The following is a 12,980-nucleotide window of genomic DNA, read 5'->3' on the forward strand; positions in this document are numbered from 1 at the left end:
CCCCCTCGGCGGGGCCGGCGGGTCATTCCACGATGACGCGGCCCCGGGCGCCGAGCTCGGCGTGGGTCATCTGGTGGTCGACGAAGGTGTAGGTGCCCGGCTCCGGGAACCGGGCCTCCGCGTAGCCGCCCTGGGCGGCGGCGAGGTCCAGGGCCTGGGCCCCGCCGACCCCGTCGTCGAGCAGCAGCGCGCCCTCCTTGTACATCCGGTGGAACTGGGTGCCCACCACGTGGAAGCTGGTGCCCCGGTTCGGTCCGGCGGCGAGCACCCAGAACCGGACGGTCTCCCCGGCGCGGATCCGGATCGGGTGCGCCAGGTACTGGTCCGGGTAGCCGTTGAAGCGGTACGCGTCCGGGGCGTCGGCGAGCACCTTCGCCGCATCCGGGCCGCCCTCGCCCCAGTAGGCCTCGGACTGCACCAGCAGGACCTCGTGATCCACCGGCGCCAGGTCCGGGGGATCGATCACCACCGCCCCGTGCATCCCGGCGGCGATGTGCTGGGACATCGGGGCGGTGCCGCAGTGGTACAGCCAGATCCCGGCGTGCTCGGCGCGGAAGCGGTACTCCAGGCTCTCCCCGGGGGCGATGTCGCGCATCGGCCTGTCCGGGGAGACCATCCCGGCGTGGAAGTCCACCGAGTGGCTCATCGTGCCGTCGTTGACGAGGGTGACGATGAACTCGTCGCCGACCCGGCCGCGCAGGGTGGGCCCCAGGGGATCGTCGCCGAAGGTCCAGTGCTCCTGCTCCACCCCGGGGGCGCCGTAGCCGGTGAACTCCCGGGCGTGCAGGGTCACCCGGTGCACCCGCCCGGCCGGCGCCGCCGGCAGCCGCGGATCCACCGTGGGCGAATCCGCCGCGGGCGGGCCCGCCGCCGGGGTCGGGTGCGCGGTCCCGCCGCCCTCCCCGCCGGCGCCGGGCCCGGCGAGCACCGCCGCCCCGGCCCCGCCGGCGTCGACCCGCAGGGTCATGCCCATCTGCCGGTGCCCGGCGATGGTGCACCAGCCCTCGACCTCGCCGGGCAGCACGGGGATCTCGACGGTCGCCGACTCGCCCGGGGCCACCCGGCCGGTGTCCTCCCCGGTGGCCAGCCGCAGGTCGTGGACCTGGTCATCGGCGTTGACCATGGTGATCACCAGCCGGTCGCCGGGCTCGGCCCGGAGCACGTCCGGCTCGTAGCGCATGTCCCGGGCGGTGACGGTGGCCTCCACGGTGCGCCCGGTGGGGGCCACCCCGGCGGCCTCCGCGGCCCCGGCGGAGCCGCCGGCGCCGCCGCCGGAGAGCGCCACGCCCACCCCGACGACGAGGGCGAGGGTGGCGGTGGCGGCGGTGAGCTGCACCCCCAGGCGGCGGGCCCCGGTGCGCTCCGGCAGGCCGGCGCGGTCCCGGGCCGCCCCGGTGAGCTCCACCGGGGCGCCATCGGCGCCGTCGCGGGGCCGCCGCAGCACCGCCAGCTGGGCGCGGGCGGAGCGGCCCAGCAGCGGCAGGAAGGCGGCCAGGGCGAGGCCGACGATGCCGGAGACGGCGACCTTCGTCCACGAGGGCAGCGGCAGCAGCCACAGCACCAGGCCGATGTTCACCAGGCCCCAGCGGAACGCCCCGGCGCGGTCGAGCTCCCGCATGCCCGCGGCGAGGGCGCGCCCGCCGCCGCCGATGGTGGAGGGCAGCAGCCAGCCCATCACCCCGATCAGCAGCTGGGCGGCGAAGCCGATGACCAGCGGCAGGGTGAGGGCGGTGATGGTGAACCCGGGGCGGGCGGCCATCGCGGAGGCGGCGATGAGCGAGCCCACCAGCCAGGCCACGGCCGCGGCGGTGGACAGCGCCGGGTGGCCCAGCCGGTCCCGGGGGTCCCGGGCGACGGCGAGGACGTTGTCCGCCCACGGCACCGCGGCGATGATCCAGCCGGCGGCGACGAGGGCCAGGCCCGCCGAGGCGGCGGCGGGGACGGCGGCGACGGCCGCGACGGCGGTGACCGCGATCCCGGCGAGCATCGTCGCCAGCGCCACCCGGGGTCGGCCCCGGGGGGACATCCGGGTGCGCCACAGGGCGGGGAACATGGTGGTCAGGGTGCCGGCGGCGGCGAGGCCGAGGAAGCCGAGCAGGTTCACCGCCTCGTGGGCGAGGACCAGCCCGTCGTGCCCGCCGGGGCCGAGCTCGTCGGCGGGGGAGCCCAGCAGGGCCCCGAACACGGCGCCCACCGGCAGCAGCAGCGCCGAGGCGAGGTAGTGGTCGACGACCACGGCGTGCCGGCCCCCGCGGCGGCCGCGCAGGTCGCGGGCGATGCCGGCGGCGTGCCAGGCGACGACGCCGCCGACGGCGGCGGCGCCGGTGACGGTGACCGGCCAGATCCCGGCGACCCGCCCGACGATCAGGACGAGGATCCCCGCGTTGAGCAGCCGCAGCCGCAGCAGCTGCCGGCGGCGGTCCTCCGGGGGCACCTCGAGGTGCAGCAGCCGCTCGGTGAAGTGGCGGCCCCAGATGAGGATGGAGTTGGTGACCGCGCCGAGGGTGAACAGGTGCACCATGAGCCAGCGGCCCTCGTCGAGGAAGGGGTGGACGAAGGCGGAGGCGATCACGGCGGCGAGCCACCAGCGCACCGGTCGGCCGGCGCGGCGGTGCCAGGAGGCGCGGGGGGAGGGCTGGTCGGGGCTGGGTGCGGGCATGCCCCCGATATTACGCATATTGTTTGCGCATAATTCCGGAGTCCCTGCTCAGGGGCCGGGCCCCGGGGCCCGGGACGCCGGCGGGGCGTCCCGGACCCGGGTCGGGGCGCCGATCAGGCGCGCTCCCACACCCGGTGCCGGGCGATCAGCGGGGTCAGCCCCGCCACCGCCTCGGCCAGGGTGCCCGCGGCGAGCACCCCGGGGGCGTCGGCCTCGGCGGCGCGGGCCACCAGCTCGGCGCCGGCGCCGACGTGGGCGATCGCCTTGAGGTGGCGGAACATCTCGTCGACCAGCACCCGGGCGGCCGGGTCCGCGGAGTCGGCGGCGAGGATCGCGGCGTCGAACTCGATGGAGCGCACCGTGGCCAGGGTGCGGTTCACCGTCGCCCCGGCCACGGTGCCGCCGCGGGCGGCGAGCACCAGCGGCACCATCCCGGCCGCGTCGATGGCCCGGATCGCCTCGGCGAGATCGGCCCCGTCGACGGAGTCGTCGACGAACACGCCCACCTGCCGGCCGTCCACGGGATGCTCCCCGCCGATCTGGGACAGCGCCGGGGAGGGCGCCGGCTCCGGCAGATCCGCCACCGGCTCCGGGGCGGGCAGGCCGAGCCGTTCGGCGACCCCGGCGGCCAGTTCGGCGTCGATCCGGGCGAGCACCCGCTCCACCACCCGGCGCCGGATCGTCTCCGACCAGCACTTGCCCAGCTCGAAGGCGTAGGCGTCGATGAGGTGGGCCCGCTCCACGGGCTGCAGCGACTTCCACAGCAGCCGGGGCTGGGTGAAGTGGTCGTCGAAGCTCGCCGGCGTGGCCCGGGTCTTCTCGCCCTCCACCGGCAGCGGCACTTCCAGCCAGCCGGCGGCGGCCTCCGGATCGGCGAGGAAGGGGCAGCCCCCGTCGATGGAGTTCGGGTGGTAGGCGGAGGTGCCGGCGTGCACCGCCTGCTGGCCGAAGCCGTCGCGCTGCATGTCGTTGACCTCCGCATGCGGGCGGTTCACCGGCAGCTGGGTGAAGTTCGGCCCGCCCAGGCGGTGCATATGCGTGTCCGTGTAGGAGAACAGCCGGGCCTGCAGCAGCGCGTCATTGGTGGGCTCGATGCCGGGCACCAGGTTGGAGGGGCAGAAGGCCACCTGCTCGGTCTCCGCGAAGTAGTTCACCGGGTTCGCGGTGAGCCGCATGGTGCCGATGATCTCCACCGGGGCGAGCTCCTCGGGCACCAGCTTCGTCGGATCCAGCAGGTCGATGCCCTCGAAGGTCTCCTCCGGGGTGTCCGGGAACACCTGCACCCCCAGGTCGAACTCGGGGTAGGCGCCGGCCTCGATGGCGTCGGCGAGGTCCCGGCGGTGCAGATCCGGGTCCGCGCCGCCGGAGAGCTGCGCCTCCTCCCACACCTGGGAGTGCACGCCGAGGCGCGGCTTCCAGTGGAACTTCACCAGGGTGGTCTCCCCGGCCTCGTTGACCAGCCGGAAGGTGTGCACCCCGAAGCCCTCCAGCATCCGGTAGGAGCGCGGGATGCCCCGGTCGGTCATGTTCCACATGGTGTGGAAGGTCGCCTCGGTGTGCAGGGACACGAAGTCCCAGAAGGTGTCGTGCGCGGACTGCGCCTGCGGCAGCTCCCGGTCCATATGCGGTTTCACCGAGTGCACCACGTCGGGGAACTTGATCCCGTCCTGGATGAAGAACACGGGCATGTTGATCCCGACCAGGTCGTAGTTGCCCTCCGCGGTGTAGAACTTCGTGGCGAAGCCGCGGGTGTCCCGGGCGGTGTCGATGGACCCGCGGGAGCCCACCACCGTGGAGAAGCGCACGAACACCGGGGTCTCCGCGCCCTCCTTGAGGAAGGCCGCCCGGGTGAGCTTCGCGGCCCGGCCGTTGGCGGTGAACACGCCATGGGCCCCGGCGCCGCGGGCGTGCACCACCCGCTCCGGGATCCGCTCCCGGTCGAAGTGCTGCAGCTTCTCCCGCAGGTGCTGATCCTGCAGCAGGATCGGGCCGCGCGCCCCGGCGCGCAGGGAATGATCCGTCTCCGCCTGGCGCACCCCCTGGGCGGTGGTCAGGTAGGCGCCGCGCTGGGCGCGGGAATGCGCCGCGTCGCCGGCGGCGGCATGCGGGCAGTGCCCCCCGGTGGGGGAGGCCGCCGCGGGGCCGGCCTGGTCCGGGTTCGCCTCGGCGGGCTCGCGGGGCTCGGTGGGCTGATCGTAGGCCGGGGCCCCGCCGGGGGCCGGGTCGCCGGGCACGTGGTCGTTGGGCAGCTCGTTCGAGGGTGAGTCGGTCATGGGGAACCTCCGTGTTCTCTTGGCTGGTGGTGCGCACCGGGCTGGGTGAACACCTTGAACCGAGTGTACCGGCGCCCCGGCCGCCCCCGCCGGGCGCGCGGCCCGGTATGGGACACTGGTCGGCATGGAACCCATCGACGTCGCCATCCGCGACGAGACCATCCGGCTCGGCCAGTTCATCAAGCTCGCCGGGCTCGTCGACACCGGCGGCCTGGCGAAGTCCCTCATCGCCGAGGGGGCGGTGACCGTCAACGGGGAGCCGGACCGCCGCCGCGGCCGGGTGCTGCGGGTGGGCGACGTGGTCGGCCTCGGCGGGGCCGCCGCCCGGGTCGCCGGCCCCGGCGCCGCCGCCGAGGGGGAGGACGATTACTTCGACGAGGCCACCGCGGACGACGGCTTCGACCCCGAGAAGTGGAGGAACCTGTAATGCCCGCCTTCCTCGCCGGCGACGGCATGCCCGTGCGCGTGGACCTGCTCACCACCGCCGCCCGCCGCTCCGAGCGCTTCTACCGGGACCTGCTCGGCTGGTCCTTCGCCGACGCCGGCGAGGGCCGCCGGATGGCCACCCTGCAGGGCATGCCGATTTCCGCGCTCTTCGCCGACGCCGGGATGGACCGGTGGCGGGTGTGCTTCCACGTGGAGGACGTGCCCGCGGTCGCCGGCCGGGCCCGGGAGCTCGGCGCCGAGGTGGCCCTGGAGCCGACCGAGCTCGCCGACGGCTCCGTGATGGCCGTCGTCGCCGATCCCTTCGGGGCCCTGGTGGGGCTGCTCCGCCAGCCCGGGGAGCGGGCCTTCTTCGCCGCCGGGGAACCCGGCGCCCCGGTGTGGTTCGAGCTGGTCACCGGCGCCGGCGTGGACGAGGCCGCCGAGTTCTACCATGAGCTGCTCGGCTGGGAGATCTCCGTGGCGCACCGCGCCGACGGCGGGGTGGGCTACGCGGTGGCGATGGCCGACGGCGCCGCCTTCGCCGGGATCGCCGCCGACGGGCTCGGCGCCGAGGGGGACCCGGCGGACGGCGCCGGGCGCTGGTCCGGGTGGCTGGCCTATCTCGGGGTCGCCGACATCGACGCCGCGGTGGCGCGCACCGGGGAGCTCGGCGGGCAGGTGGCGGTGCCCCCGCAGGCCACCGAGTTCGGCCCCCTGGCCACCATCGTGGACCCGGCCGGGGCGACCACGGTGCTCTGCGAGGTGCCGCCCCCGCCGGAGGAGGACATCCGCGAGTCCGATCCGCTGGAGGGCTTCGACATCTCGCCCTTCGAGTAGCGCGCCGGGTGCGGCCGCCCCGGGGTTTTCCGAAAACCCCGGAAAACCCCCGGAAAGCACCATACGGGACCGTGACCTGCGGGAACGCCGTGGATGACGGGGTCCGCCCCGGATGCCGGCCCCGGGATTCCCGGAAACTCCCGGAAACCCCCCGAATACCCATGTGACCTGCGGAGACGGCCGCGCCATGGGTCCGGCGCCCGGGATGCGGGAGGCACCGAGTTTCCGGAGAGTTTTCGCGGAAACTCACGGGAAATTCCCGGATGAGGATGTGACCTGCGGAGACGGCCGTGACACGGGTCCGGTGCGATGGTGTCGCCGGCGTGTGGGGCCCGGAGTCCGGGTTTTCCGGAAACTCCCGGAAACTCGCGCAACCGGAAAAAAGTCTCTGACCTGTGGTTTCGTTGCTGCCTCGGTAGGTGCTCCCCACCTGTGGCGGAAACAAGTTTCCGAGAAGTTTCCGCAAGAACCTTGCGGAAACCGATGGTGATGCGGGACGCTGGGGCCATGGCCACTGACATGCCCCGGCATATCCGCGACGCGCTGGACGCGATCTGGCAGGGGACCCGCGGCGCCGCCCTGGAGACGAGCGTCCTCGACTTCAAGGAGGATCCGGCCATGGCCGCGCATGGGCCGAAGCCCCCGCGCAAACCGGAGGACAAGGTGTTCAGGGTGCTCACCAGGGAATGCATCTGCTTCGCCAACGGCTCCGATGGTGAGGCCCACGTGGTGCTCGGCGTCGCCGACAAGCTCTCCGGTGCGGAGGCGTTCACGGGTACCGCGATGGACCCCGAGGACATCGACAAGAAGGTCTTCAACAACTCCCGACCCAATCTGCGCGTGGAGACCCGGGAGCACGAGTACCGCGGCGTCCGCCTGCTGGTGACCCGGATCCCCGAGGGGCTCGCCCTCTACACCGGCACGGATGGCGCGGCCACCTGGCGGGTGGGCGCCGGCTGCACGCCGATGACCGAGGAGCAGCGCAGCCGGCTCACCCTGGATCGGGGGAACCCCGACTGGACGGCGCGGCGCAGTGATGCGGATACCGGGGATTTCGATCCGGTCGCCATGGCCGAGGCCCGCCGCCTGCTGGCCGCGGTGCGCAGGGCCGGTGGGCGCCATGACGCCATCCCGGAGACGGACACCGGCCTGCTCCGCGAACTCGGCCTGGTCGATGAGGGCGGGCGGCCGCTGCGGGCGGCGGACATCCTCTTCGGCCAGGGGGCCCGCGGTGCCGAGCCCGTGCGCTTCCAGTACATCGCCATCCCCGGTGGACCGCCGCGATCCGAGGATCTGCGTGGCCCCCTGCTCCTGGTCGCCCCGCGGCTGCGCGAGCTCATCACCCGGTACGCGCCCGCGACCATGGCGACCGCGGATCTCGGGGGCGGACAGGAGGTGCGGATCCCCGCCTTCCCGGAGGTCGCCGTGGATGAGGTCGTGAGCAACGCCCTCGTGCACCGGGACTGGTCGCTTGACGCCTCCATCGTGGTGGAGATGGGGCCCCGGACCTTCCGGGTGACCTCCCCCGGTGGTCTTCCCGAGGGGGTGGCCGCCGATCGGCTGCTGTCGACGGTGTCGGTGCCCAGGAACCGCGTGCTCCTGCGGGCCATGCGGATGCTGGGGTTGGTGGAGGAGCAGTCCCGCGGATTCGACCGCATGTGGGTCGCGATGATCCGCTCCGGTCGTCCGGTGCCGCAGGTCGAGGCCGGCGATCTTCGGGTGGAGGTGACCTTGTCGGCCGGCCCCCCGGATATCCCGTTCATCGAGGGGCTGGCCCGGGTGGGCGCCGAATTCGGGGAGCAGTACCTCGAATCCGTCGATCTGCTCATCGTGCTGCGGCACCTCACCGAAGCCCCGCTCATCACCCTCCGGCAGGTGCAGCGTCAGGCGCAGATCTCCGAGAAGGAGGCCCGGGAGCGGATGGCCTTCTTCACCGAGGAGGGGCTGCTGGCCGATGTGCCCGGGGGGAGGGACGAGTGGACCCTGTCGGCACGGACCCGGGGGGCCCTGGGGGACGCCGTCGCGGCCGGCACCGCGACCGTGTCCGTCGAGGACTGGATCCGGGAGCGCATCCTCTCCCACGGGCACGTCCGGAACCGGGAGGTGGTCGAGGCCACCGGCGCCGATCCGCGGGAGGTCTCCGAATTGTTGGCGGCCCTGCGGGCGCGGGGCAGCGTGCGCAAGGATCCCGAGGGGCCCTCCCGCGGTTCCGGGGTGCGCTGGGTCGCGGTGGACTGAGGGTCTCCGGGCGCGGGCGCATGGGGCCGGCCGGAACCCCCGATGCGGCCGGTGGCCGGCTCAGCCCCGGTCGAGCCGATCCAGCACCGCGGCGGCGAAGCCGGCGGTGTCGCCGGCCCCGCCGGCGTCCGGGGTGGCCGCGGCCGGGTCGGCCAGCGCGGCGGCCACGGCGGCGCGCAGCGCGGCGGCGGCCCCGGCCTCGCCGAGGTGCTCGCCGCACATCGCCGCGGCGAGCAGGAAGGCCGCCGGGTTGGCGATGCCGCGGCCGGCGATGTCCGGGGCGGAGCCGTGCACCGGCTCGAAGACGGCGTGCGCGTCGCCGATATTCGCCGAGGCGGCCGCGCCGAGCCCGCCCATCAGCCCGGCGCCGAGATCGGAGAGGATGTCGCCGAAGACGTTCTCCGCGGCGATCACGTCGTAGTGCCCGGGGTCGGCGACCATCCGCATCGCCACCAGGTCCACGTTGGCCAGCTCGAAGTCGACCCCCGGGTGCTCCGCGGCGACCTCGTCGATGGCCCGGTGCAGGATCTCCCCGGAGGCCTGCAGGATGTTCGGCTTGTCCGCGACGGTGACCCGGCCCCGGCGGGTCTGCGCCGCGGCGGCGCGCAGCAGGCGGCGCCAGCCGAAGCCGGTGGTCACCCGCAGCGCCACGGCCAGCTCCCCGGCGCCGCCGGCGCGCACCGTGGGGTCCTCGGCGATGAGCGCGCCCACCCCGGTCTCCCGCACCGCGGCGGCGTCCAGGTCATGGCCGTAGAGGCCCTCGGTGTTCTCCCGGACCACGGTGCACCGGGTGCCGTCGGGCAGGTCGATGGGCCGGACGTTGGCGTAGAGGTCCAGCCGGGAGCGCAGCTGCAGCACCGGGGAGCGGTAGACCAGTCCGCGGCCGCGCAGCCGCGGGGCCAGCTCCGCCTCCGCGGCGCGGGCCGGTTTGGAGGTCACCGCGACCAGCAGGGCGGCATCGGCCCCCTCGAGCGCGGCCCAGGTCTCCGGGGGCACCGGATCGCCCTCGGCGCACCAGCGGGACCAGCCGATCTCCGCCTCGCGCAGCCGCCAGCCGGGGAAGGCGGCGGCGAGCACCGGGGCGGTCGCGGCGGCGATCTCCGGGCCGATGCCGTCCCCGGGCAGCAGGGCGATCTCGCGGGCGGCCATCGGCTACCAGATGGTGACCCGCTCGGCGGGGTCGAGCCACATGCCGTCGCCGGGGCGCACCCCGAAGGCGGCGTGGAACTCGTCGATGTTGCGCGCGATCTGGTTGCAGCGGAACTCGGCGGGGGAGTGCGGGTCCACCGCCAGGTACTGGGCGGACAGCTCCGGGCGGATCGCGGTGCGCCAGACCAGCGCCCAGGACCGGAAGAGGTCCCGGTAGGCGTCCGGCTCATCGGGCAGGCCGAGTTCGGCGAGCCGGTTGCGGTAGGCGACCACGGCGATGCCGAGCCCGCCCAGATCGCCGATGTTCTCGCCGAGGGTGAACCGGCCGTTGACGCCCTGGTCGGTGCGGCCGAGCTCGCGCAGCCCGGTGGGCACCAGCCCGTCGAACTGGTCGACCAGGGTGGCGGTGCGCTCCTCGAAGGCGGCCCGGTCGGCGTCGGTCCACCACTGGCGCAGGGTGCCGTGCCCGTCGTACTGGGAGCCCTGGTCGTCGAAGCCGTGGCCGATCTCGTGGCCGATCACCGCGCCGATGGCGCCGTAGTTGGCGGCGTCGTCGGCCTCCGGGTCGAAGAAGGGCGGGCGCAGGATCGCCGCCGGGAAGGTGATGTCGTTGACCACCGGGTTGTAGAAGGCGTTGACCGTCTGCGGGGTGGCGAACCACTCGTCGCGGTCGGCGGGCTTGCCCAGCTTGGCCACCTCGTAGTCGTGGGTGAACCGGGCGGCGGCGCGGACGTCGGCCATGAGCTCGCCGACCGGCTCCAGGCCCTCGTAGGAGCGCCAGCGCGCCGGGTAGCCGATCTTGGCCTTGAACAGGGAGAGCTTCTCCAGGGCGCGGGCCCGGGTGTCCTCGGTCATCCAGTCCAGGGCGCCGATCCGCTCCCGGTAGGCGGCGAGCAGGTGCTCGACGAGATCGTCCATGCGCTCCTTGTGCGCGGGCGGGAAATGCCGTGCCACGAAGGCGCGGCCGACCTCCTGGCCCACGGCGCCCTCGACGAAGGCGACGCCTCGCTTCCAGCGCGGGCGCAGCTCCTCGGCGCCGGCGAGGGTGCGGCCGTGGAAGTCGAAGTTCTCCTCCACGAAGGCCTCGGGCAGGTAGGCGGCGCGGGCGCGCAGCACCCGGGCCAGGGCCCATAGCCGCAGGTCCTCCAGGTCCGCGTCGGACCAGACCTGGGCGACCCGGCCGAGGTAGGAGGGCTGCATGACGATGATGTCCCCGGCCTCGGCGGTGACGCCCATCTCCGCGAACCACGCCGCCCAGGGGAAGCCGGCGGGCAGGTCGGCGATGGCGGTGGGGTTGTAGGTGGCGACCGCGTCCCGGGAGGCGACCACGTCCCAGTGCCCGGCGGCCAGGGCGCGCTCCACGGCGAGGATCCGCCCGGCGGCGGCCGCGGCGTCGCCGATGTCGAAGGCGTCGGCGATGTCGGAGCCGGTGAAGTCGCGGGCGCCGACGGTGGCGTCGTCGAGGATGCGCAGCATCCGGGCCAGGTGCGCCTCGTATTCGGCGAGGATGCCGGCGTGCCGCTCCTCCCGGTAGTAGGCCTCGTCGGGCAGGCCGAGCCCGGACTGCACCAGGTGCAGCCGGGCCAGATCGGAGGAGGAGTCCTTCTCCACCCAGAACGCGGCGGCCCCGCCGACGCCGGCGCGGTCCAGCCGGCCCAGCGCCACGGCCAGGGCGTCGTGGTCGGCGGCGGCGGCGATTCCGGCGAGGTCCTCGGCCAGCGCGTCCACGCCGGCGGCCTCCACCGCGGCGACGTCCATGAAGCCGCGGTAGAGCCGGCCCACCCGGGAGTCCGGGTCGGCGTCCTCGACGATGGCGCGCACATCGGCCTCGGCCCGGTCGCGCAGGATGTGGAAGGCGCCGTCGACGGAGCGGTCCGCGGGGATGACGTGGTGGTCGATCCACTCGCCGTTGACGTGGCGGTAGAGGTCCTGCGCCGGGGTGGGCGGGGTGGACTGGGCGGGGGCGTCCGTCGGGGTCTCCGAGGTGGGGTTGGTCATGGGGCCAGTGTAGGCGGGCGGGTGCCCCCGGGACCGCCCCCGCCGAGGTCGGGTGCGTCGAGTGGGGCTGGTGTGACGAATGTGAAAGTTGAGGCTAATATTGCCCACCATGGCCCCGAATCCCGCCCGCTCCCCCCGCCCGACCCGCCGTGTCGCCGGCGCCGCCCTGGCCGCCGCGATCGCGGTGGCGCTGCCCCTGGCCGCGCCCGCCCCGGCGCTGGCCTTCGACGCGGCCTCCGCGCGCGGCGTGGACGTGTCCAAATGGCAGCACCCCTCCCCGGGATCCATCGACTGGGCGAAGGTCGCCGCCGACGGGCGCAGCTTCGCCATCATCAAGGCCACCGACGGCAACAGCGGCGCCTCCCCGCATTTCGCCTCCGACTCCGCCAAGGCCCACGCCGCCGGCCTGGTGATCGGCGCCTACCACATGGGCCGGCCCGGCAAACCCGCCCGCGCCCAGGCCGACGAGTTCGTCGCCGCCCTGGCCGAGCAGCCCGCCGGCGCGGCCACGCTGCCGCCGGTGCTCGACCTGGAGTACACCGACGGCCGCTCCCCGGCGCAGATCGCCGCCTGGGCCCGGGAGTTCCTGGACCGGGTCGCCGAGCGCACCGGGCGCACCCCGATGATCTACACCTTCCGCTGGTTCTGGGACGTGGAGATGGCCGGCACCGAGGCCTTCCGGGACCACCCGCTGTGGCTGGCCGCCTACCAGCGCACCGCGCCGACCGCCCTGCCCGGCGGCTGGGAGCGGATCACGGTATGGCAGACCTCCGGCTCCGGGAGGGTCGACGGGGTGGTCACCCCGGTGGACCTGAACACCTTCAACGGCGATGAGGCGGCGCTGCGCGCCTGGGCCCGCGGCGAGATCGCCGCGCCCGCGCCGCGCACCGATGCGCCGATCACCGATGCCGACGCCGAACCGGCCCCCGATGCCGCGGGGGACGCCCCCGGGACGCGAACCCCGGCACCGGCCCCGGGCGCGGTGGACGGCGCCGACCCGGTGCCCGCCGGGCTGCTCGAGGCCATCGCCGAGGCGATCGCCGCCGGGGAGCTGGACCCGGCCGAGATCGCCGACGCGGTGCGCCGCGCCGCCGACGGGGGCCTCACCGAGGACCAGGCCGCCTTCCTCATCGCGGTGCTCGAGCTGCTCGCCGGCTCCTCCGGCGCGGACGCGGACGCCGCCGACGCGGACGCGGACGCGGCTGCGCCGGACTCCACCCGCGCGATCCCGCTGGCCCGCACCGCCCCGGCGCCGGCCGATCTGGAGGCGCTCGCCGGCACCCTGCGGGAGATGGCCGCCGCCGCCGACGACACCGCGGTCACCCTCTCCGATCTGATCGCGGCGCTGCTGCGCGCCACCCGCTAGCCGCGGCGGAGTCCCGCGGCTGGGGAAGGCCGCG

General features: G+C 74.9%; 8 protein-coding genes. 4 read left to right on the forward strand and 4 right to left on the reverse strand.

The genetic code is table 11. The features are described 5' to 3' along the window. Positions 1 to 22 precede the first annotated feature (22 nt). Positions 23 to 2,659, reverse strand: coding sequence for a multicopper oxidase domain-containing protein (locus CSPHI_RS00315; RefSeq protein ID WP_075690989.1), 2,637 nt, complete (start codon positions 2,657 to 2,659; stop codon positions 23 to 25). Positions 2,660 to 2,772: 113 nt separating this feature from the next. Beyond that, entirely contained in the window at positions 2,773 to 4,932 is a 2,160-nt protein-coding gene (locus tag CSPHI_RS00320) for a catalase (protein ID WP_075690990.1), read from the reverse strand. A 124-nt stretch (positions 4,933 to 5,056) separates the two neighbouring features. Here CSPHI_RS00320 and CSPHI_RS00325 point away from each other — a divergent pair, with 124 nt between their 5' ends. From CSPHI_RS00325 to CSPHI_RS00335, 3 genes are all read left to right on the forward strand, one after another. Beyond that, positions 5,057 to 5,359, forward strand: a complete 303-nt coding sequence (locus CSPHI_RS00325) for an RNA-binding S4 domain-containing protein (protein WP_075690991.1) — start codon at positions 5,057 to 5,059, stop codon at positions 5,357 to 5,359. After that, the gene (locus CSPHI_RS00330; protein WP_075690992.1) at positions 5,359 to 6,195 is read left to right on the forward strand and encodes a VOC family protein; all 837 of its coding nucleotides are present in this window, start codon (positions 5,359 to 5,361) and stop codon (positions 6,193 to 6,195) included. The genes CSPHI_RS00325 and CSPHI_RS00330 overlap by 1 nt, the downstream gene beginning before the upstream one ends. Positions 6,196 to 6,702: 507 nt before the next feature. Continuing rightward, positions 6,703 to 8,433 carry an ATP-binding protein gene (locus tag CSPHI_RS00335; protein WP_075690993.1) on the forward strand — a complete coding sequence of 577 codons (1,731 nt, stop codon included), beginning with the start codon at positions 6,703 to 6,705 and terminating at the stop codon, positions 8,431 to 8,433. 60 nt (positions 8,434 to 8,493) lie between these two features. Here CSPHI_RS00335 and CSPHI_RS00340 read toward each other — a convergent pair whose 3' ends face one another. Continuing rightward, the gene (locus CSPHI_RS00340) at positions 8,494 to 9,582 is read right to left on the reverse strand and encodes an isocitrate/isopropylmalate family dehydrogenase (RefSeq protein WP_075690994.1); all 1,089 of its coding nucleotides are present in this window, start codon (positions 9,580 to 9,582) and stop codon (positions 8,494 to 8,496) included. A 3-nt stretch (positions 9,583 to 9,585) separates the two neighbouring features. Further along, positions 9,586 to 11,580 (reverse strand): M13 family metallopeptidase, encoded by a 1,995-nt coding sequence (locus CSPHI_RS00345; protein WP_075690995.1) that lies wholly within the window; start codon positions 11,578 to 11,580, stop codon positions 9,586 to 9,588. Positions 11,581 to 11,689: 109 nt separating this feature from the next. Between CSPHI_RS00345 and CSPHI_RS12205 the strand changes: the two genes are divergently transcribed. Then, a complete protein-coding gene (locus tag CSPHI_RS12205; protein WP_075690996.1) occupies positions 11,690 to 12,946 on the forward strand; it encodes a glycoside hydrolase family 25 protein in 1,257 nt (418 codons plus the stop codon). Positions 12,947 to 12,980: the final 34 nt, after the last annotated feature.

Origin of the sequence: Corynebacterium sphenisci DSM 44792, assembly GCF_001941505.1 — a bacterium.
GTDB lineage: Bacteria > Actinomycetota > Actinomycetes > Mycobacteriales > Mycobacteriaceae > Corynebacterium > Corynebacterium sphenisci.

Bases quoted from the DNA above. Each gene is read 5' to 3' on its own strand.
- CSPHI_RS00330 (WP_075690992.1), top strand. From the start codon at position 5,359: ATGCCCGCCTTCCTCGCCGGCGACGGCATGCCCGTGCGCGTGGACCTG.
- CSPHI_RS00345 (WP_075690995.1), bottom strand. From the start codon at position 11,580: ATGACCAACCCCACCTCGGAGACCCCGACGGACGCCCCCGCCCAGTCC.
- CSPHI_RS00315 (WP_075690989.1), bottom strand. From the start codon at position 2,659: ATGCCCGCACCCAGCCCCGACCAGCCCTCCCCCCGCGCCTCCTGGCAC.
- CSPHI_RS00340 (WP_075690994.1), bottom strand. From the start codon at position 9,582: ATGGCCGCCCGCGAGATCGCCCTGCTGCCCGGGGACGGCATCGGCCCG.
- CSPHI_RS00320 (WP_075690990.1), bottom strand. From the start codon at position 4,932: ATGACCGACTCACCCTCGAACGAGCTGCCCAACGACCACGTGCCCGGC.
- CSPHI_RS12205 (WP_075690996.1), top strand. From the start codon at position 11,690: ATGGCCCCGAATCCCGCCCGCTCCCCCCGCCCGACCCGCCGTGTCGCC.
- CSPHI_RS00335 (WP_075690993.1), top strand. From the start codon at position 6,703: ATGGCCACTGACATGCCCCGGCATATCCGCGACGCGCTGGACGCGATC.
- CSPHI_RS00325 (WP_075690991.1), top strand. From the start codon at position 5,057: ATGGAACCCATCGACGTCGCCATCCGCGACGAGACCATCCGGCTCGGC.